The sequence below is a fragment of the Solemya velum gill symbiont genome (assembly GCF_002020255.1).
Classification (GTDB): Bacteria; Pseudomonadota; Gammaproteobacteria; order Chromatiales; family Chromatiaceae.
In genome coordinates this window covers 1-21,047 of the sequence record NZ_MPQG01000019.1, presented here as the reverse complement: position 1 = coordinate 21,047, position 21,047 = coordinate 1, and the positions used below count along the sequence as shown (strand labels likewise).

Annotated in this window: 16 protein-coding genes and 1 pseudogene; 14 read left to right on the top strand and 3 right to left on the bottom strand. The window is 52.2% G+C overall.

From position 1 onward, the window contains the following. Positions 1-249: 249 nt before the first annotated feature. The 6 genes from BOW06_RS11235 to BOW06_RS11210 all read left to right on the top strand — a co-directional run bounded on the left by BOW06_RS11235 (position 250) and on the right by BOW06_RS11210 (position 8,244). Entirely contained in the window at positions 250-645 is a 396-nt protein-coding gene (locus tag BOW06_RS11235) for a hypothetical protein (protein ID WP_043117048.1), read from the top strand. A gap of 93 nt (positions 646-738) precedes the next feature. Then, positions 739-1,842 carry an efflux RND transporter periplasmic adaptor subunit gene (locus BOW06_RS11230; RefSeq protein WP_043117815.1) on the top strand — a complete coding sequence of 368 codons (1,104 nt, stop codon included), beginning with the start codon at positions 739-741 and terminating at the stop codon, positions 1,840-1,842. 129 nt (positions 1,843-1,971) lie between these two features. Further along, on the top strand, positions 1,972-6,075 hold the full coding sequence (locus BOW06_RS11225; RefSeq protein ID WP_078459483.1) for an efflux RND transporter permease subunit: 4,104 nt from the start codon (positions 1,972-1,974) through the stop codon (positions 6,073-6,075). A 1-nt stretch (position 6,076) separates the two neighbouring features. Next, positions 6,077-6,625 carry a hypothetical protein gene (locus BOW06_RS11220; RefSeq protein WP_078453031.1) on the top strand — a complete coding sequence of 183 codons (549 nt, stop codon included), beginning with the start codon at positions 6,077-6,079 and terminating at the stop codon, positions 6,623-6,625. Between the two features lie 27 nt (positions 6,626-6,652). Beyond that, on the top strand, positions 6,653-7,294 hold the full coding sequence (locus BOW06_RS11215) for a nucleotide-binding protein (RefSeq protein ID WP_078453032.1): 642 nt from the start codon (positions 6,653-6,655) through the stop codon (positions 7,292-7,294). A 5-nt stretch (positions 7,295-7,299) separates the two neighbouring features. Beyond that, complete coding sequence (locus BOW06_RS11210; RefSeq protein ID WP_052132149.1) at positions 7,300-8,244, top strand: 5'-nucleotidase; 945 nt, start codon at positions 7,300-7,302, stop codon at positions 8,242-8,244. 86 nt (positions 8,245-8,330) lie between these two features. Here BOW06_RS11210 and BOW06_RS11205 read toward each other — a convergent pair whose 3' ends face one another. Beyond that, positions 8,331-8,834 (bottom strand): BCAM0308 family protein, encoded by a 504-nt coding sequence (locus BOW06_RS11205; protein ID WP_043117042.1) that lies wholly within the window; start codon positions 8,832-8,834, stop codon positions 8,331-8,333. 187 nt (positions 8,835-9,021) lie between these two features. Between BOW06_RS11205 and BOW06_RS11200 the strand changes: the two genes are divergently transcribed. Further along, on the top strand, positions 9,022-11,235 hold the full coding sequence (locus BOW06_RS11200) for a Lon protease family protein (RefSeq protein ID WP_078454581.1): 2,214 nt from the start codon (positions 9,022-9,024) through the stop codon (positions 11,233-11,235). Positions 11,236-11,259: 24 nt separating this feature from the next. Here BOW06_RS11200 and epmB read toward each other — a convergent pair whose 3' ends face one another. Beyond that, a complete protein-coding gene (gene epmB / locus BOW06_RS11195) occupies positions 11,260-12,267 on the bottom strand; it encodes an EF-P beta-lysylation protein EpmB (RefSeq protein WP_078453035.1) in 1,008 nt (335 codons plus the stop codon). Positions 12,268-12,302: 35 nt separating this feature from the next. On the opposite strand from epmB, the gene efp reads away from it, so the two are divergent. The 3 genes from efp to BOW06_RS11180 all read left to right on the top strand — a co-directional run bounded on the left by efp (position 12,303) and on the right by BOW06_RS11180 (position 16,476). After that, positions 12,303-12,875, top strand: coding sequence for an elongation factor P (gene efp, locus BOW06_RS11190; protein WP_043117039.1), 573 nt, complete (start codon positions 12,303-12,305; stop codon positions 12,873-12,875). A 3-nt stretch (positions 12,876-12,878) separates the two neighbouring features. Continuing rightward, positions 12,879-13,817 (top strand): elongation factor P--(R)-beta-lysine ligase, encoded by a 939-nt coding sequence (epmA, locus tag BOW06_RS11185; protein WP_078454582.1) that lies wholly within the window; start codon positions 12,879-12,881, stop codon positions 13,815-13,817. 289 nt (positions 13,818-14,106) lie between these two features. Beyond that, complete coding sequence (locus BOW06_RS11180; RefSeq protein WP_043117036.1) at positions 14,107-16,476, top strand: AsmA family protein; 2,370 nt, start codon at positions 14,107-14,109, stop codon at positions 16,474-16,476. Between the two features lie 140 nt (positions 16,477-16,616). Here the strand turns inward: BOW06_RS11180 and BOW06_RS11175 are convergent, their stop codons facing one another. Continuing rightward, entirely contained in the window at positions 16,617-17,441 is an 825-nt protein-coding gene (locus BOW06_RS11175; RefSeq protein ID WP_043117034.1) for a methyltransferase domain-containing protein, read from the bottom strand. A 201-nt stretch (positions 17,442-17,642) separates the two neighbouring features. On the opposite strand from BOW06_RS11175, the pseudogene rfaH reads away from it, so the two are divergent. The 4 genes and pseudogenes from rfaH to BOW06_RS11155 all read left to right on the top strand — a co-directional run. After that, positions 17,643-18,125: pseudogene (gene rfaH, locus BOW06_RS11170) on the top strand (transcription/translation regulatory transformer protein RfaH); the annotation flags it as partial. Between the two features lies 1 nt (position 18,126). Continuing rightward, a complete protein-coding gene (locus BOW06_RS11165) occupies positions 18,127-19,170 on the top strand; it encodes an EpsG family protein (protein ID WP_043117033.1) in 1,044 nt (347 codons plus the stop codon). A 261-nt stretch (positions 19,171-19,431) separates the two neighbouring features. Beyond that, positions 19,432-20,187 (top strand): polysaccharide biosynthesis/export family protein, encoded by a 756-nt coding sequence (locus BOW06_RS11160; protein ID WP_179115134.1) that lies wholly within the window; start codon positions 19,432-19,434, stop codon positions 20,185-20,187. Positions 20,188-20,255: 68 nt separating this feature from the next. Further along, positions 20,256-20,987 (top strand): Wzz/FepE/Etk N-terminal domain-containing protein, encoded by a 732-nt coding sequence (locus BOW06_RS11155; RefSeq protein ID WP_078454585.1) that lies wholly within the window; start codon positions 20,256-20,258, stop codon positions 20,985-20,987. Positions 20,988-21,047 lie beyond the last annotated feature (60 nt).

Genomic DNA, 21,047 nt, shown 5'->3' with positions numbered 1-21,047 from the left:
GTTTGTATATATTTAAAGTTTGTCTGCAATACTCAAAAATAGCAATGGCTTAGGTGCAATTGTCCGTCTTTTTGGCAACAAAAAAGGAGCCCCTGGTGACATGAAATTGGCACATTAACTCGATCTGAATATTGCAATACACCTATCATATGGGGGATACTTAGCTATCTGATCGGTAATCCCGTCGCTAAATAAGATGGATGCCGGATTTTCAAATAATAATGACGCAAACAATAGGAGTGGTTGAGTATGTCTGCAATTTTTTCTGATGAGTGGATGAAGAGCTTTATGCAGCAGTGGAACGCCGAGTCGGAACTGACTTCAGCACTGGCTGATATCAATTTCAGCAGCAATATCGGTTATGGTTTTCCGGATGACGGTCAGCCTACAGGTGTGCTCGTGGTCGAGAATGGTTCTGCGACTTCTGCAGGCGCCTACAATGGTGAAGAGCTCAACTGGGATATCCGCGCAAGCGAGCAGCAGTGGCAAAAGTGGATTGCAAAACCACCAGGCATGATGGGACTGGGTACTGCATTTGCTTCGGGAAAAATGAAATTCAAGGTTGGTGACTACGGTGCCATGTTGAAAGATCCACGTATGGCCGGGCCGTTTATCAAGAGTTTCTCAGTCATGGCGCGCGCCTGATCGGGTTGCCATATCCAGGGCCTCTTCAGTTGAGGCCCTGTTTGTAATACACCGTTTATTTTTGCCCGGTTAGTTCCAATTTGAGGTTATGTCATGCGGAAAGCATTAAAACAGACGATTCTAGCGTTACTGGTTGCGGCCCCCATAGCGGCGCAGGCGCAAACAGATAACACGGCTCAAGACTGGGTCGAAGTTCAGGATGCGGGCACCTCTGTTTTCATCTCACTTGGTGGCACTGTCATTCCATACAAAGAAGTGACACTGGCAGCGCAAATTCCTGGCCGCATTCAGTCCATCTCAGGTATCGAGGGTGATGCTTTTGATGCAGGTGCCGAACTGGTCAGGATCGACAGTACTGAACTGATGGCACAGCGTAACTCGGCTGTGGCACAGCTTGCCAACGCCGAGGCGGATCTGCGTAATGCCGACGTCCAGTACAACCGAGAGCTGTGGGCACCGCGTACTAAACAGGCGATGGGCGGTATGGGTATGCCGAATCTCTTCGATGACATGTTCTCACGCCCAATGCAGGATATGGTCGGTGATTACGATACCGACGCCGCGCGCTCTGCTGACCTCTATTCATCACGCACTCGAATTCAGCAGTCACGTAACTCGATTCTGCAGGCGCAGTCACAGATCCAGGCCATCGATGCCAAGTTGCGTGATGCACGCAGCCTTGCCCCCTTTGTTGGTGTTATCACGCACAAGCATGTCGAGGTGGGAGACACAATTCAGCCCGGTATGCCCATGCTGAGTTACGCCGATGTCGAATTCCTGCAGGTTGTTGTTGATGTGCCCTCACGTGTGGCACCAAACCTCACCCAGGGCCAGATGCTTGAGGCTGAGCTAGATGTGAATAACGAACGTGTGCCGGTGCGTGTTGCACAGGTATTCCCGATGGCCGACCGGGTGCGCCATACCGTTAAAGTGAAATTTGACCTCCCTCAAGGTGTATCCCGTCCAGGCGAGTATATTAAGGTGCTGGTACCGGATAATACTGTTTCGAGTGGCGGCATGGTGAAAATACCGGTCAGTGCAGTACGTTTCAATGGCAGCCTTCCCGGCGTTTACGTCAAGGGTGAGAGCGGAAGACCGCAGCTGCGCCTTGTGCGTATCGGCGAAAACATTGGCGACGATTACATTATGGTAACTTCAGGCCTGCAGGCAGGCGAAATGGTACAGCGGAATCCCTGATTCAACTGAAACTAACGAAGTTAACGAACAGATAAGCCGAAGACGCCCGCAAAGGGCGTCTTGAATTAATAACAGGGAGCCGGTGGGTTACGCCACAAGCCCTCCGGAACAACAAAAGGCCGGCAGCAAATGAGCCAAAGAGTAGACAACAATCTGGATGAATTAAAAGGCAAGGATCTGGGCATTGCCGGTAATACGGCGCGTGCCTTTATAAATTCTCCTCTCTCGCCTTTGCTCTATGCTGCAATGCTGTTGATGGGAATCATGGGTTACCTGTTGATTCCACGACAGGAAGACCCGCAGATCTCGGTTCCCATGGTCGACCTCATTGTTCCATATCCGGGTGCGTCTGCTGAACAGGTTTCCGTACGTGCGATTGAACCTCTCGAACGCATGATGAGCGAGATAAAGGGCGTTAAGCACGTCTATTCAGCTTCGCAGCGCGGTATGGGCATGGTGACCGTGCAGTTCGAGGTTGGCGAGGAGATGAACGACTCGCTGGTCAAGGTCAACGACAAGATCGATTCCAACATGGACAAGATTCCGTCCGGGGTGTCGCCCCCGATGGTAAGTCCTGTCGGTATTGACGACGTACCGGTTGTCACGCTTACTTTATGGTCGAAAGATCTCAACCAGGACAACCATCCTGATGTTGATGACAGCCAGCTGCGTATGCTGGCGCACGATATTCTGCAGAACCTCAACGAACTGCCCAATACCAGTGAAGGTTTTGTTGTTGGCGGCCGCAAGGAGGTCGTCAAGGTCGAGGTGCTGCCTGAAATTCTAGCAGGCTATGGCATCAGTATCGGCCAGGTTGCACAAGCGATCCAGACAGCCAACCAGGAGACCCAGGCTGGCTCGGTCGAAAGTGGCGGAACCCACCTGACAGTAGTAACAGGCAAGTTTCTCAAGCATGCACGCGATGTCAGTGAACTGATTGTCGGCACCTTCGGTGGTGCACCCATACACCTGCGAGATGTTGCAGTGGTCACGCAGGGTCCGGAAGATGCCAGCAAGCTGGTGGCTTTTTACAGTGGTCCGCAGTCACCGGAAAGTATTGGCCGGGTAGATGGCAGTCCTGCAGTAACAATCGCTATTGCGAAGCAGGAGGGCACCAACGGTGTGACCGTTGCCAATGCCGTGCTTGAACGTGTCGAGGAGCTCAAGGGACGCGTTATTCCCACCAATGTTGATGTTTTCGTTACACGTAACTACGGTCAGACAGCCAATGACAAGGTCAACGAGCTGATCTTCAAACTGTTTGTCGCCACCAGTATCGTATTTGCACTGGTTCTGGTTGCATTCCGTGCATTCAAACCTGCGCTGGTCGTAACGCTGGTTATACCGGTCGTTCTGCTGATGACCATTTTTGTCGCCTGGCTGCTTGGATTTACCATCGACAGGGTGAGTCTCTTTGCGCTGATATTTTCAATCGGTATTCTTGTCGACGACGCCATCGTCGTTATCGAGAATATCTACCGTCGCTGGCTGCAGAATGACAGTACCGACATGGCAACTGCCGTCGATGCGGTTCGCGAGGTCGGTAACCCGACAATTCTTGCGACATTCACGGTTATCGGCGCCTTGCTGCCGATGGGCTTTGTCAGTGGCATGATGGGCCCCTACATGTTCCCGATCCCGGCACTCGGTTCGGTTGCGATGTTGATCTCCCTGTTTGCAGCCTTTGTGTTCACACCATGGCTGGCAATATCGGGTCTCTTCCGTCCCAGCATGAACTACCTGGCAGCAGCTGAAGAGCGCGAGCACAAGGAGGCAGAGCGCCTCGAAGGAATGTTCCGCAGAATCCTGATGCCGATGATCGACAAGCCGGCCAAGCGCAAAATGTTCAATGGCATTTTGTGGTTATTGCTGATCTTTGCGTGCTCCTTCTTCTACTTTAATTGGGTGGCGGTCAAGATGCTCCCGCTGGATAACAAGCCGGAGTTCTCCGTTGTTATCGATATGCCTGAGGGTACAGCCCTGCCGGATACCGCAAACCTCACTGCCAGCATGGCGGAGAAGTTACGCCAGTTTCCCGAGGTGACTGCAATCCAGACTTATGTCGGTACTGCACGTCCGTTCGATTTCAATGGCATGGTCAGGCACTACTACACGCGTAGGCAACCATGGCAGGCCGATATCCAGGTGCAACTGCTCGACAAGAACGATCGTGAACGTACCAGTCACGAGATTGCTGTCGAGGCACGCCGTATTCTGCGCGAGATGATCAAGGGCACAAGAACACGAATTGCAGTTGTCGAGATGCCACCCGGTCCGCCGGTACTGCAGTCGGTTGTTGCCGAGGTGCACGGACCGGACGACAAGTCACGACGCGAGGTTGCAAGACACCTGACAAGGCTGTTCGAAGAGGCGCCGAACCTCACCGATGTCGACAATTACATGCGTGAGCCTTACTCTTACTGGCGTTTTGAAGCTGATCGTGAGAAAGCCTCTCGTGCGGGTGTCAGCCAGGAGAGTATCAACCAGAATATAGCCATGGCTCTCGGCAGTGCACCGATGGGTGATGTCAAGAACCTGGCAGGTCATGAGCCGATCAATATCGTGCTGCAAGTGCCATTTGCTGAGCGTTCACAAGTTACCAGGCTTGGTGACCTTCCGGTCAATACAGCCACTGGCGAAGTTGTATCCCTGCGCGAGTTTGGACAGTTCGTCAGAATGGAAGAAGACGAGATTATCTATCACAAGGATCTGCGTTCTGTAGAGTACGTTGTTGCAGATGTTTCCGGGCGCCTCGCTGCACCTGTGTATGGCATGATGCAGGTACAGGATGCACTAGCGGCTGCTAACGATGGTCAAGGCTATGTCGCTCCGGATGGCGCCATACTCGGTAATAACATCGAGTGGATGGGGCCACCCGCAAATGACATAGAGTCATCATTTGAATGGACCGGTGAGTGGACCGTCACCTACGAGACATTCCGTGACATGGGCGCCGCATTCATGGTGGCACTCGCAGTTATCTATTTCCTCGTCGTCATCGAATTCGGCAACTTCCGCATTCCTGCAGTTATCATGGCGCCGATACCACTGACACTGCTTGGAATTATTCCTGCTCATGCATTTGTTGGAGCTGAGTTTACAGCAACGTCAATGATCGGTTGGATTGCGCTAGCGGGTATTATCGTGCGTAACTCGATCTTGCTGGTCGATTTCACGATTCACGAGGTACGTGCAGGGGTTGTACTTGAAGAGGCCGTCATCAAGGCCTGTATGACCAGAACGCGCCCAATCGTGATTACTGCACTGGCACTTGTCGGTGGTTCTGCAGTCATCCTGACAGATCCGATCTTTCAGGGCATGGCGATCTCGCTGGCTGCCGGTGTGCTGGTCTCGACCGTTCTTACCCTGATTGTTATTCCGCTTGGAACGACCAAGGCGGCGAAGGCGCTCTACCAGGTGGCTGGTGTTGATATGCCGGATGGATCTGGTGGTACTACTTCAACCCCCGCGCCAGCAGCAGCACCTGTTGCACCCAAACGTTCGTTCACAGACATGGCCTTCATGGTATGGGGCAAACTGATCGGCGCCATCTTCGCGCTGATCTCGTTCTTCGGTATTCTGATGAACTGGCTGCGCCTGTTGCTTCCAAAGAAGAAGCCTCCTCAGGCTTCGCCACCGGCAGCACCACAACCGCCAGCTGCTCCCAAGCCGCCGCCAACGCCGCCGCCTGTACCTGAGGCTGCGCCTGTACCTGAACCGGCGCCGGAACCAGAACCACAGGCACCTGCTGCAGAAGCAGAGCAGAAATTTGTTGCTGAACCTGAACCAGTAGCTGAAACGCCCAAGCCGGTCGTTGAAGCTCCTGCCCCAGAGCCAGTAGCAGAAGCGCCAATTTCTGAACCGGAGATTGAAGCGCCAGCACCTGAAGTGGTTGAGCCGATTGTTGCCGAGCCGGTTACTGCACCTGAGCCGAAACCTGAACCTGAACCAGAAGTCGTAGCACCAGAACCTGCAGCACCTGTTGTCGAGCAGAGGAAAGTTGCCGAGCCGCTTCAGGCAGATGAAGATATCATCGAGGTTTCACAGGCCAGTGATGATGATATTGATCTTCTCTCAGCACCGATCAGGCCAACGTCTGTCGCTGCTGCCAAGTCGGATTCAGCTTCACAGATGCCTGGTGCCACTGTTCCCCAGCCTGGCAAGCGCCGTCGTCGTGGTATTCGTCTGCGCGATATGCCGGATGAATCTGATGATCAGGGTGGAAAGGAGTAATATGTCGATAGCCATAACCCGAGGATTTTGCTCTTTACTGGCTGTTCTGCTGCTGCCCGTAGCTGCAGTTGCCCAGTCAACATTTGATACAGGTGGTTTCACGTTTCGAAACGATGTTGAAACACCGGCGAGCACGGGGAGTGGTAATCAGGATTTTGTCTTTCGTGGAGACATGGAGCAACAGCAGGCAGTGCAGGAGAGTGGAAGCGGACCTAAATCAAACGCCATGGGCAATTACAGGTTCCGTGCGCCGCGCAAGCAGCGCACACTGTCGCCGACTTATAATCCGGGTAGGGACGCTTGTGTCGAACCTGGTTACCAGTACAGGGGTTATCAGAGACCCCAGGTGCAACATGGTTACCAGGGCTACCAGGGCTACCAGGCTTATCCGACGTACCCGGCTTATCAGCCGACACCGGTGGCTCCGTTGCCCTATTCAGGCCAATCTCCATACCTGGTACCTGGATACCAGGGCAGCTACATGAACCCGGGCAACTATATGCCGGGATACAACAGTTATTCTCCAGGCGGATATGTTCCGAGCTGGTAAGCAGCAAGTGACAGGAAATAAGAATAGATGATCACAGTCATTGGTAGTCTTAAAGGTGGTTCGGGTAAAAGTACGGTGACATTCAATCTTGCCGTCTGGTTATCGCTGGCAGGACAAAGAACACTCGGGCTGGATCTTGATCCACAGGCAACCTTTACAGATGTCGCCGATGTGCGCGCAGAAGAAGGGTACCAGCCGGGTATTGAAGTCAGGGGACGCCAGGCACTCTATGATGGTACTGATCTGAACTCCTATAAAGAGATTCTGATCGATGTTGGTACCTCTGACATGGCATCGTTGAAACGCGCCATCCAGATTGCAGACCGTATTATTGTTCCTGTACCTCCAAGTCAGGCAGATGTCTGGTCAACCCAGCGTTTCGTCCGTTTCGTCAATAGCATTATTGCCAACCTCGAGAACAAGCCGGAAGTCTACGGCTTTCTGAATCGTGTCGATATGCAGTCGGCTGTGAATGAATCCTATGAAACTGCTGCTGCTCTTGTGTCACTGCCGGGTATCCGCTTCCTGATTCCGCGTCTCTCCCAGCGAGCTGTATTCCTGCACTCGTTCAGTGAAGGACTGGCTGCCATGGAACTGGATCCACGCGATCCGGGTGTGCGTGAGTTCAATGCACTTGCAGCAGAGCTATATCCTCACCTTGTCAGGTAACACCCATGTCAGGCAGTGACGTAACAGCAGTCGGGCAGCATCCACCCGCCAAGCTGGTCATTGCCATCTCATCGCGTGCGCTTTTCGATCTTGATGAGTCGCATCGTGTCTACGAAGAGGAGGGCATAGAAGCCTACTGTAACTACCAGGTTGAAAGAGAAGATGAGCCCCTCGCAGTGGGCCAGGCCTTCCCGCTGGTGCGTAAACTTCTGAATATCAATTCACTGCTGCAGGACAAGGCAACCATCGAGATTGTCCTGTTGTCACGTAATAGCGCCGATACAGGCCTGCGCGTATTTAATTCAATCGATCATCACAAACTGCAGATCAGGCGTGCCGCCTTCACCGGTGGCGAACGGCCGTTTCCCTATGCCAAGGCGCTCGGGGCACACCTGTTTCTCTCTGCCAATGCGGATGATGTCCGCCTGGCGCTTGATTCTGGCCTCGCAGCTGCAACCATCTTTCTTGACAGAAAGGCGGATGAGGAAGGTCGCGAAAAGCCGGAAGATACACAACTGCGAATCGCCTTTGACGGTGATGCCGTGCTGTTTTCCGATGAGGCTGAGCGTGTTTACCAGAGTGAGGGTCTCGAGGCATTTGAGAAGAGCGAAAAGGAGAGTGCCCGTTTGCCACTGCCCGGTGGGCCATTCAAACAGTTTCTTGCCGTTTTGCACCAGATTCAGAAAGAGCTCCCGGCTGAGAAGTCACCCATACGCACAGCCCTGATTACAGCCAGGGGCGCACCTGCGCATGAGCGTGTTATCCGTACCCTGAGGTCGTGGGGTGTACGTATCGACGAGGCACTGTTCCTCGGTGGCATCGATAAAGGTGATTTCCTCAAGGCGTTTGGTGCAGATATCTTCTTCGACGATCGTCATCAGCATTGCCAGTCGGCTTCACGCCATGTGCCGTCAGCGCATGTTCCTCACGGGGTTTCCAACGAGAAGTAGGGAGGGCTTGACCCGGGGTACATCTACAATAGTGCATGCACTTCTGGATACCGGCTCAAGGCCGGTACGACAAGCAACGGGAAGTATTACCGCTGCCAGTAAACCCGCACAATCCCTGATTCCTTCGTATAGTGAATATCCAGTTCACCCTTGAAGGCATGTTCAACCGCCTCGCCAACACTTCGTGGCAGATGTGTGTCGGTAAAAAGTAGAACACTGTTTTCGTTATCCTCTTCTACGACTCCCATGAGGCGTTTCATTGGATGCAGCTCCATCTGATCTTCAATATGGTGGTGAACCATGCGCATGATTTCTCCCCGGTGTTCCTCGAAGAAATCGCCTTTCAGCGTCAGAATCCCAGCCGGCACCTTGTCCTGGATTCGACGACAGGCAGGACAGACTTCTTCGTATGCACATTCTGGTGTCTCGGACTTCCATTGCCATCTTGCGCCGCTGTAAACGACATGACAACGAGGGCAAACGGTCGGTTCTGACAACTTTTTGCTGGCCATGTATGGGTCATGGACGTGTTCTTTCAACAGGCGGTCCTGTCGTCCATGCTGAGCCACATTACCTTCTTTTCCGCTCATTTCGTCCTCCTTTTTTTACTTCTTCCTCTACTATAAATATAGTCTTTGCGGAGAAGTCATTCAATTTTGATGAAAGGCGCGTCATCAGGTCATTGTAAATATTCCGATGCAAAAACCGTGCAAGATGGACTAGTCTTTAATTAGCAATAGATGAAATACAGTTCATAAAAAAACAAGAAGGATAAATATGCACTCTGTTACGCCATTATTGCCTGGAGATCTTAACCAGAGCTGCGATCCTGGCAGCCTCCCGTTCAAGACAACTGATGAGCTTGAGGATCTTGGCTGCATGCTAGGTCAGGAGCGTGCCGTTGAAGCGATTGAGCTTGGTACGGGGCATGATCTGCAGGGTTTTAATCTCTTTGTGCTCGGTCCTGCCGGTACCGGACGGCACAGTTTTATTCGCCAGTTTCTGCAGGAGAAGGCGAGCAAGGAGAGCGTCTCTACTGACTGGTGTTACGTCAATAATTTTGATGAGCCACGCAAACCGAAAGCGATCGAACTGCCTGCGGGCAGGGGACGTCGTTTTCGTGACGACATGACACAGCTCGTCAAGGAGGCGAGTTCTGCCCTGCCAACTGCGTTCGAGAGTGAGGACTATCACAACCGTCGCCAGGAGATAGAGCAGCAGGCCAACCAGGCACAGGAGAAGGCTTTCCAGGAGGTCAAGGAGCAGGCTGAGGAGCTTGATCTTGGCATTATCCAGACTGCGACCGGGTTTACTTTTGTCCCACTGCATGACGGTGTGGCTATCACACCGGAAGAGTACAACAAGCTTTCCGAGAAGGAGCAGGAGCGGCTGCAGCAGGATATTGCCGATCATGCAGAGATTATTCTGCAGGCATCCAGCGGTGAGGAAGAGGGTGCTAACAGCATTATTGCAGACCCGGATGAAATCGATCCGCAATCTGCGATTCTGCGTCGCTACAGCGTCAACCTGCTTGTCGATCGCAATGATTCCGACGGTGCACCTGTCATCTTCGAAGATCACCCGGCCTATCCATTCCTTGTCGGACAGATCGAACACGAATCACAATACGGAAACCTGGTTACAGATTTCACCCTGATACGCCCAGGTGCACTGCATCGTGCCAATGGTGGCTACCTTGTCATTGATGTCCGAAAAATCCTGATAGAGCCGCTTGCATGGGAAGCGCTCAAGCGCGCCCTGAAATCGCGTGAAATCGATACCAAGTCAATTGCCCAGGCCTACAGCCTGATCGGTACGGTTTCACTTGAACCCGAACCTATCCCTCTAGATGTCAAAGTGGTTCTTATCGGTGACCGTGAGTACTACTACCTGTTGATGGAGTACGACCCCGAGTTCCTCGAGCATTTCAAGGTGGCAGCTGATTTCGAAGATGACATGGAACGCAGCGATGAGAACATGCTGCAGCTGGCTCGCCTGGTTGCTTCCATTGTCAGGAAGGAAGAGCTCAAGCCTCTGGATAACAGTGCGGTCGCAAGAGTCATCGAGGAGAGTTCACGCAATGCAGGTGATGCACAGATGCTATCCACGCGCATGCGTCGTATCGCTGATATTGTCAGGGAAGCGCACTATTGGGCCACGCGCAATGACAACAGCGTTATCGGAACTGACGAGGTTCGTAGTGCAATCAGGATGCAACAGCGCCGCATGAGCCGCATTCGTGACCGCCTGCTGCGTGAGACACTGCGCAACACGATCCTGATCGACAGCGAGGGTGAAATGCCCGGCCAGGTCAATGGCCTTGCCACCATCCAGTTGGGCAACTTCATCTTTGGCCACCCGGTTCGTATCACGGCGAATTCGTCACTGGGCGCAGGCAAGGTGATTGATATTGAACGCGAGGTTGAACTCGGTGGGCCGATTCACTCCAAGGGTGTGCTGATACTCTCCAGCTTCCTCGCTTCACGCTATGTCACCGATCGTCCGTTGAGCCTCTCGGCGAGCCTGGTGTTTGAGCAATCCTATGGGCCTATTGAAGGTGACAGTGCCTCGGCTGCAGAACTCTGTGCATTGCTCTCCTCCCTGGCGCAGGCTCCAATCAAGCAGTCAATCGCAATTACAGGCTCCGTAAACCAGCATGGGCAGATACAGCCGATTGGCGGGGCCAATCAGAAAATCGAGGGTTTTTATGATCTGTGCAAGGCGCGCGGACTGACAGGCGGGCAGGGAGTCATTATTCCAGCTTCAAACGTCAAGCACCTGATGCTGAAGCAGTCGGTGGTGGATGCAGTCGCAAATGGTCAGTTCAATATCTATGCAGTCAGCAGCATTGATGAATGCATGACGATTCTGACCGGGCTGGAAGCAGGCGAACGTAATCACAAGGGAGAGTTTCCCGAGCAGAGTCTGAATCAACGTGTTGTTATGCGACTGAAAGAGTTCGCGGATCGGCAGAAAAAGTCTTCCGGGTAGTTCGGGCGCAACACCCGGACTGGATCACAGCGGAGTCTTGGAGAGTGCCCCGGCTTGTTCCCTGACCAGTTTTGGAACCAGGTAGCCGGGCAGGCGTGTCAGTAATTCGGCGTGAATCTCATTCGCTTCCGCATCACCGACAGCAAAGGCGTGCGTGCCGGAGACGGGGTCGAGTTGATGCAGATAATAGGAAAGAACTCCCATTTCGAATCCTTTTTTACAAAGTAATTCAATAGTATCTGAATCATTATTAATCCTGTTTAGAAGAACTGACTGGTTCAGCAAAGTGACGTTTTCAACACGTAACCGATGCATTGCAGCTGCGACCTGGTCGTCCAATTCATTCGGATGATTGGCGTGCATGACACATACGACCTCTGTCGGAAATTGCCCCAGCATGGTGGCAAGTCGTCCTGTCACCCTGTCGGGTAAAACGATCGGCAGGCGTGTATGGAGACGCAGGCGCCGCAGTTTCGGGAGCGTCGCCAGCGCATCGAGCAGTTCCTCAAGTCGGGAGTCGCTGAGGCTGAGTGGGTCACCACCGCTGAGGATGACCTCGTCGAGATCACCCATGCGCCGTAATTCTGAAATCATGGTGCTGATCTGTTCGCGTGTCAGTGACTCGTCGGCATAGGGGTAGTGACGCCTGAAACAGTAGCGACAGTGAATCGCACATGCGCCGGTTGCAATCAGCAAGGCGCGTCCTTGGTATTTCTTGATAATGCCATTGCCGACAGTGTAATTCTCCTCATCGAGAGGATCATTGCTGAAACCGCTGACCGGAATACGTTCATTCTTTAACGGGAGCACCTGTCTCAGCAGCGGATCGTCAGGATTACCGTGCAGCATACGGCTGGCAAATGCATGCGGCACTCGCAACGGAAACTCGCTATCGGTGTCGATTGCATCTGAAATGGTGCCAATATCGATGCCAAGCCAGGTGAGTAAATCGGTCGGATTGCGAAAACTGGCGGCATATTGCTGCTCCCAGCTCATCTTATCGTTTTCGATTCTCAGGTTACGGGTTATCATATGCGGGTTTTATCGCGACAATATTTGAGGCTGACATGGCGACATATAGTACCAACGAATTCAAAGGCGGGTTGAAAATCATGCTCGACGGAGATCCTTACACCATCGTCGAAAACGAGTTCGTCAAACCCGGCAAGGGTCAGGCGTTTAACCGCGTCAAGGTTCGCAACCTGAAAACAGGCCGTACTATTGAAAAGACATTCAAGTCCGGTGAGAGTGTCGAGGCAGCCGATGTTATCGACATCACCCTGCAGTATCTCTATACAGACGGGGAGTACTGGCACTTCATGGACCAGGAGAGCTTCGAGCAGTACCAGGCCGATGAGACAGCGGTTCGCGATGCGATCAAGTGGATCAAGGAGCAGGATGTCTGTTCAGTCACCCTGTGGAACGGTTCGCCGCTGACAGTCGAAGCGCCCAATTTCGTCACCCTCGAAATAACCGATACTGACCCGGGCCTCAAGGGCGACACATCTGGCGGTGGCGGAAAACCGGCAACACTGGAAACCGGTGCTGTTGTACGTGTACCACTCTTTGTCCAGATTGGCGAAGTGATCAAGGTGGATACGCGCAAGGGTGAATACGTTTCGCGAGCCAAGGAAGATTAAACAGTGAGTTGGCAGCCTGCTGCCTCGCAGCAGATGTTGCGCAAGCGAGCCGGATTGCTTGCGCGGGTGCGTGACTATTTTAGACGTGAAGAGGTGCTCGAGGTCGAGACCCCGATCATGTCGCGATACGGCAACCCGGATCCTGCCATCAATTCCTTCCGTACCGATTCCGATCAGCATCCGGAACAGTATCTTCACACCTCACCCGAGTTCCCCATGAAGCGATTATTAGCTTCAAGAAGTGGCTCTATCTATCAGATATGTAAAGTATTTCGTGAGGAGGAAATCGGGCGATATCACAACCCGGAGTTCACCATGCTGGAGTGGTACCGGATCGGCTTCGATCACTATCAGCTGATGGATGATGTCGAAGCCATGATCATTGAGTTGCTGCCGAATCTCATGGCGTTCGAACGTCATACCTTCCAGACACTCTTCAAAAACCACGTGGGGCTTGATCCTCTTGAAGCGACTCTTGAAGAGCTCTCGGCAAAAGCCGAGTCACTTGGAGTGGTGTTGCCTGAACAGGTGGAGAGGGACTGGCTCCTCGATGTGCTATTTGATCTCTCTGTCGGTGACTGGCTCAAGCAGTCGGGCGGTGTGTTTGTCTACAACTACCCGGCAAGCATGGCATCACTGGCGCAAATCAGCCCGCAGGACTCACGTGTCGCAGAGCGCTTCGAGCTCTATATCGATGGAATCGAATTGGCGAACGGTTTTCACGAGTTGCAGGATGCCGCCGAGCAGAAGACACGTTTTGAAAAAGACCTTGCCAGTCGAGAGGCGCAGGGAATGGATCAGCCACCAATTGACCAGGACTTTCTTGATGCACTTGCCGTGGGCTTGCCTGATTGTTCCGGTGTTGCGCTTGGACTTGATCGTTTGCTGATGTTGCAAACCGGGGCGGAGCATATCAAAGAGGTGATTGCTTTTCCTGGTTGATTGTTGTGAGAACATCCCTCCTACAGCCTATGGTTGATGTAGGAGCCCCGTCCTTGACCGCCATGGAAGGCGTAAATGCCGGGAACCGTATGGAACGGTTCCGGCCGGGGCGATTGAATGCTCCCTTTTATCGCGGCGAGGGCGCCGCTCCTACAGATTTTTGAGAATGTAGGATGTGCCTCCTCGTCGCGATCCAGTCAACCACGTAAATTCCCACCCCATTTCAACCAAACCGTCATACTCCTTTGCTATTATATAAAGATCATCAAGAAGAACCGGATAGACACATATGAAGATCAAGACTCTTTTCAAGCTGGTCATTGGCCTGGTTATCATCGTCGTGATTGCGGCCGGTGCCTTTATCACTCTGTTTGACCCCAATGACTACAAGCAGCAGATTATTGAGCAGGTTCAGGAAGAGACAGGCCGTAATGTCTCAATTGATGGTCAGCTGGGGTGGGATCTCTATCCGCGTATTGCGATCAGTGCCGAGGGAGTTACCCTGGGCAATCCGGAGGGCTTCAGCTCACCCAACATGCTGCAAGTTAAACACGCGGCTTTCAGCGCAGCGCTTATACCTCTTCTACGCCAGGAAATTATTGTTGAAAGTGTTTCTCTCGATGGCGCAAACATCGCACTTGAGCGTCTTGCCAATGGTAAGGACAACTGGAGTGACCTGCAGAAAGGCGGAGAAGATAAACCTCATGAAGGTGGCGGAGATCGTGGCGATTCAGAGGTGATGGTCAAGCGAATCGAGATCACCAACACCTCTTTTTCATTCAACGATGCGCAGGCAAACGAAAAGCACTCACTGCAGATCAACAAGATTACTACCGGTATGCTCGGAGCCAGGCGTGCAGTACCTGTCGAACTCGATCTTGTGATGGATTCAAGCCGTCTTGGTCAGTATGAGCTGGAAGGCAAGGGTACCCTGACTGTCGACGAGAAGTTTTCATACATTAACGCACCTGACCTGGAACTGACACTGACGCCGGTGAAGCACCCGGAGCAGCAGGTCACTGTCAGTGGCAACATCGGTCTTGACCAGGAGCGCAAACAGTTTGTCATGCGAGACTTTGAGATCACATCGGCCGACGGAAGAGTCAGTGGCGAACTGCAAGCGGCTGACTACAGCAGCAAGCCACAGGTTGAGGGAAATCTTGATATCGACTCACTCTCGATTGCGTCTCTCGCAAAAGCATTCGGTGCTGATGCATCCGGTCTGCCTGAGAAAGTCTCCGGCAAAATGGTGATCAAGACTGCCGGCGACACAGTAAATATCAACCCGCTGAGTCTCAAGGCAGCTGGCGGCAGTATCGAAGGCAACCTCGCAGTCAAGACGCCTGTCGATAAAGCGACCTACAGTGGCAGTTTCAAAATCGCACAACTGAACCCAGGCAAACTGATGGGCGAGCTTGGTATGGAAGCACCACAGGTTTCGTCAGACAAGGCGCTGAGTAGCCTGGCAGGTAACTTCTCATTCAACGGCGATACGGATCACGTGCAGCTGAAACCGTTCAACATCAAGCTGGACAGCTCCAGTATTAATGGTGATGTCAGAATTACCCGGTTCGATAATCCACACTTTGCATTCAACCTTGCAGTAGACAAGATCAATGTCGATCACTACCTTCCACCAACCGATGCCGATGACAAGAAAGAGTCAGCTGCAGTCAAGGAAGCCAAGGCGGCAAAAACCATCGGCGGATTACGACTGGATGGTTCTGTGAAGATCGGTTCATTACATGCATCCGGACTGAGCATGAGTAACTTCAAGGCGAACATCATCTCCGCAGGAGGAGAGACTCGCCTGTCACCACTCTCTGCCGGTCTTTATGGTGGTAGCTACAACGGCAATATTGTCCTCAGGGGTAAAGGCAAGCGCCTTACATGGTCTGCCAACGAGCGTCTTAAAGGCGTAAATATAGGCCCGCTTCTCAAGGACCTGGTTGGCCAGGAGCGTATCGACGGCAAGGCTGATGTCACACTGAAAATCAATGGTTCAGGTGTCGATAAGAAGCAGATGATGTCTTCACTGGGTGGTAACACGACATTTACTGTCAGAAACGGCAGCGTCAAGGGCATCAACCTGGCAGCCGCACTCCGCGAAGCCAAAGCCAAGCTGAACAACAGGCCTGTTGAGAAAGCAAAAGAGGCACGCCAGACAGACTTTGCCGAGTTATCGGGAACAGCAAAGATCAAGTCGGGTGTTGTGACCAACAACGACCTGGTTATGAAATCTCCTTTTCTGCGAGTTACTGGTAAGGGCACGGTCAACCTGTCAGCCAGTTCGGTTAACTACCTGCTGACAACCAAGGTTACCAGCACAATTAAAGGGCAGGGCGGTGCAGAGTTCAGCGACCTTGAAGGGCTCACCATCCCGATTCGTGTCAAAGGGCACTTTGATAACCTAAGCTATTCACTCGACCTCGAGGAGTTGCTCAAAGAGCGTGCCAAGCAGGAGCTTGATAAAGAGAAGGATAAGCTCAAGGGCAAGCTGCTTGAAAAACTTGGTTTACCTGTTGCAGAAGAAGCGCCTGTTGCAGCACCTGCTGATGCAGCAGCAACCGACCAGGCACCAGCTGCGGAAGAGCCAAAGAAGAAAAAGAGCGTTGAGGATAAACTTAAGGATAGTTTGTTGAAAGGGCTTAAGTTCTGATTTAAGCCAGCGCCCCGGCCGGAACCGTTCCATACGGTTCCTGGCATTTCCGCCTTCCATGGCGGTCAGGGCGGGCCTCCTACATATTTATCGCACTTTACTCTGTAGGAGGGGCGCCCTCGCCGCGATCAAATATCAGGCTAACACTTCTCCGCAGTGATATAACAAATCCACCCGGCATCGGAATCAGCGCTGGTAACTGGCTCGAACTCACCATCACCTTCACCATCTTCATCGAAACCTTGCCAGTAGAATGTGACATCAAACCCACATTCGGTGAGCAGGTCTTTAATCTCCGGCAGAGTCCACAGGCGCCACACGTAGTGGAATGCACTCTCTATTGAACTACCGTCGGGGAAGGCGAAATGAATGCTGCATTCAAGTTCATGGGTTACCGGATTGAAGCGTTCCTGTTCCCATGTGTAGGTGAAACTGAAATCACCGTCCTCGATTTCACGCTCCTCGATAATCTCCTGGTGGGATTCATAACCACCATAGGAGTCAAGGAAGAGGATGCCGTCATCGGCAAGAGCCTTGTGTACGCGTTTGAAATATCGCTTCAATGTGCCGCGGTCCATCAGCAGCCAGTAGCTGAAGTTCATGGCGGAAACCACGTCGACTGTTTCTGTTTCAACCTCGAGCACATTCTCTTCGATCAGTTCAATGCGCTTGCGCTGTGACTTGCTGAGGCGGTCAATATTATTATCTCGACTCCATTGCAGAACTTCATCATCGAGGTCTACGCCAATAGCACGGTTGTTCTTATGGCGTCTGACCCATTCACAACAGACCTCTGCAGGTCCGCAGAAGTCTTCACGCAACAGGCGGGCAGGGCGGCCTTTGAGTGTGCGAAAACGCTCTTCAACAAAATCGATCTCGGCTTCAGCACACTGTACCGACAGCTGGTATAAGCGATGACGGTCAGCCTGTTCGGCGAGTGTTTTTTTCTTACGGGTTTTGGCCATTGGTGAAATGTTTAAAATTATTATGGTGCCAAGTTTAAACTAACTGTTCGTGTTTGTGTTACACCTTATGGTGAGGTTGGTGTTATTAATCGCCCCGCCCCTGACCGCCATGGAAGGCGGGAATGTCAGTTTTGCAGGAGCAAAAACAGACCCGCGATTAATTGCTACAATCCCCGCATGACCTAGCTAGCCGTACAAACCAAACCCCGCCAAGAGCAGATTGCCGTCGATAACCTCGAGCGCCAGGGCTTTGTTGTTTACTACCCGCGTATCAGTAAACGTAAACGTCTGCGCGGCAGTTGGCAGATGGTCACCAGTGCACTTTTCCCCGGTTATCTCTTTTTACAGGCAGACCTTCAGCAGCAGGATGTTTCTGTTGTGCGTTCAACAGTCGGTGTCGCAAAACTTGTTCGCTTCGGCACGCACCTGGTGCCTGTGCCTGAAGAGGTGATCGGGTTTCTGCAGCAGCATGAAGATTCACAACTGCAAAGCCGCGTCGACAAAGAATGGCCACACAAGCCGGGTGACAGGGTAGAGATCACCGAGGGACCGTTTGCTGGTCTCAGCGGTATCTACCAGGTCGAGAAAGATGACGAGCGCATCATCCTGTTGCTCGACCTTCTTGGTCGCCAGAGCAACATCACCATAGAGCGCACCAGTCTCGGTGCAGTCGTGGAGGAGTAGCGTGCTGGCATACTGGTTCATGTACTTGTTGCCGGGATTCATGGCAATCGCACTGTCGCATCGACACAGGATACAGTCATTTCGCTCGATGGGCTGGTTTTGGCTGATCTTCGTCTTGTTTATCGGTCTGCGTTTCGAGGTTGGTGGTGACTGGGGCAATTACCTGCGGTATTACGAGATGGCGTATGGCGAACCGCTCGCGTCCCTGTTGTCAGGGAGAGGTGATCCAGGATATGTCTTCCTTAACTGGATAGCGGCAAATAACGACTGGGGCATGGGTTTCGTCAATCTCGTTTGTGCCGTTATTTTCATGACAGGTTTAATCAGTTTCAGTTCAAAACAGCCAGCTCCCTGGCTTGCATTGACAGTTGCAGTTCCCTACCTGGTGATTGTGGTTTCTATGGGTTATACCCGGCAGGGTGTGGCACTTGGCCTGATTTTCCTGGCGCTGAACTGGCTTGAGAAACGCAATCTCTTCTGGTTCCTGTTCTATATCGTTGTTGCAGCACTATTCCATAAATCGGCCATGCTGATGGTGCCGCTCGGGTTTTTTATCACCAGGGGCAACTGGCTGTTTCGTGGTTTCGTGGTTATCTCGATTGCCTACGGTTTATGGGGCCTGATAGTGTCCGACTCCTACGAAGCGATTTGGGCGAACTATGTCGATGCCGAGATGAAATCACAGGGAGCGCTGATCCGTATCGTCATGAACCTGGCACCTGCGCTGGTGTTACTGCTGTTTCGCAGACAGTGGCTACGGGTTTTCCCTGATGGCCGGTTCTGGATCTGGATGGCATTTGGCGCTGTTGCAGCAGTATTCCTAGTCAGTTTCGCCTCGACCGCGGTTGATCGTGTCTCCCTCTACTTGACGCCCTTGCAGGTTGTTGTGCTGTCACGCATGCCGTACCTGTTTCGCAACAGAGTCACGCCCCAGGCGACAACAACTGTCCTTGTGCTCGGTTATGCTGCAGTGCTCTTCGTATGGCTCAATTATGCCACCCATGCCCCGCACTGGTTACCGTACAGGAACCTATTGTTTCAGTAATCTTTTCCGGTTGAGAGTCATACCCTGATGTAATAAAAATATCATCTTGGCTACAAGTACTCAAAAGAGTATGACTTTGCTATGATGATTTCTTGATCTATAGAGATCTCCTGACTAATGGGTTCTATGTCGTATAATTTTTCATCATTCACTCGCCAGCTTTTCAAGCCTTCTTTGGGAGGTGCTGCATTTTCACTTGTGTGGGGCATTCTCCTCTTAATAAGTTTCATGTTGTTGCCTGTCAATGCGTATGCAGAGTCTATGCTTGATGACCTGCAGTACAATTCAATTAAAAAAAAGCAGCAGTCGAATCGTACAAATCAGTACCAGGGAAGCGCGAATGCTCCGGGCAATGCGCTGATCCAGGGTGGTGAAAGTATCCAGGTTCCTGTGCCACCGGTTGACCAGGCAAGTGGAGCGGGTATCAGTGTGCCAACTGCACGTACATCAAACGATTTTGCCTACCGTATCGGCCCGCAGGATGAAATCAGGATAGAGGTATTCCAGGTTGAGGAACTGAACCACACCGCGCGCGTCAATACGCAGGGTTTTATCACCATGCCGCTGATTGGTGCTGTCGAGGTAGGCGGCCTGACGGTAGAAGAAGCTGAGCGTCACATTGAGAAAGTGCTTGGAGAAAAGTACTTGCAGGATCCTCACGTCACCCTGAGCCTCTCCGAGTTCGCCAGCCAGCGTATCACCCTCGAGGGGTGGATCAAAAAGCCCGGTATTTACCCACTCAAGGGTAAAACGACCTTGTTACAAGCGATGGCGATGGGTGGTGGAGTAGAACGTCTTGGTGATGCCACGGAAGTGGTTGTCTTTCGCGAGATAGGGGGAGGCAATACGGTTGGCTACAAGATTGACGTAACAGAAGTGAGGTCGGGAAAATTACCTAATCCACTGGTGTTGAATAATGACATCATCGTGGTGCCGGAGCACGGCAGCAAGTCAGCCTTCGAGAGTGTTACCGGTACGCTTCGCAGCTTTCTCGGTATTTTGGCTTTCCCTTTATAAGCAGGCTGAGTATCCATTGACTAAGCTAAGTATCTACAGTGAATAAAACGGATTCGAGTAATATCTAGATGTATCGACGAGACAAAGACGAGAATCAGAATGGCCCTAACCACGGAGGTCAGAGGGACATGGTCGTCAGGGAAGAGCAGCATCAGCAGATCATGGCCTATACAGGTGAGCAGGTTTTTGCACATACTGAAGAGAAGCCACTCGACCTGCGTGCCTACTGGTCTGTTATTATCCGCCGCAAGTGGCTCATAGCGATTGTTGCACTTTTGGTGCTGTTTGGCACATTCATCATGACCTCGCTGGAAACGCCAATCTATCGCAGTAGCACCACGGTCGAGATCGGTAATGAGTCTGGCAACATCACATCATTCGATGATATCGCCATGCGTAATACCGGTGGCCAGGATTATTTCTGGACCCAGTATGAACTTCTGAAAAGCCGTGCAGTTGCAGGCCGGGTCGCGTCCGATCTGGGGCTGGTTTCCGTCAACCAGGTATCTGGTAATCAACAAGTATCGATATTCAGGCAGTTCACTACATGGGTGAAAAACCTGGTGGCAAAGATCAAGGAATTCTTCGGTGCTGATCCAGTTGGACGGATTGATATTGTACCCCTGAACCCTTCCTCAGAATCATCCATTCAGAATCACCTTCTGAGTAACCTGCTGCTCGAGACCATCAGGCAGTCACGTGTTATAAGGATCAGCTACGACAGCCCTGATCCCAATCTGGCGGCAAAGGTCGTTAACGCCTTGACCTGCCCCCAGCAAGTGGTCCGGTTTGAATGTTAGTTCATCGCCGGTTTCAGCTCCAGTGGAATGATGGATTCAGGAGCTGGAGGGCGATAGCCC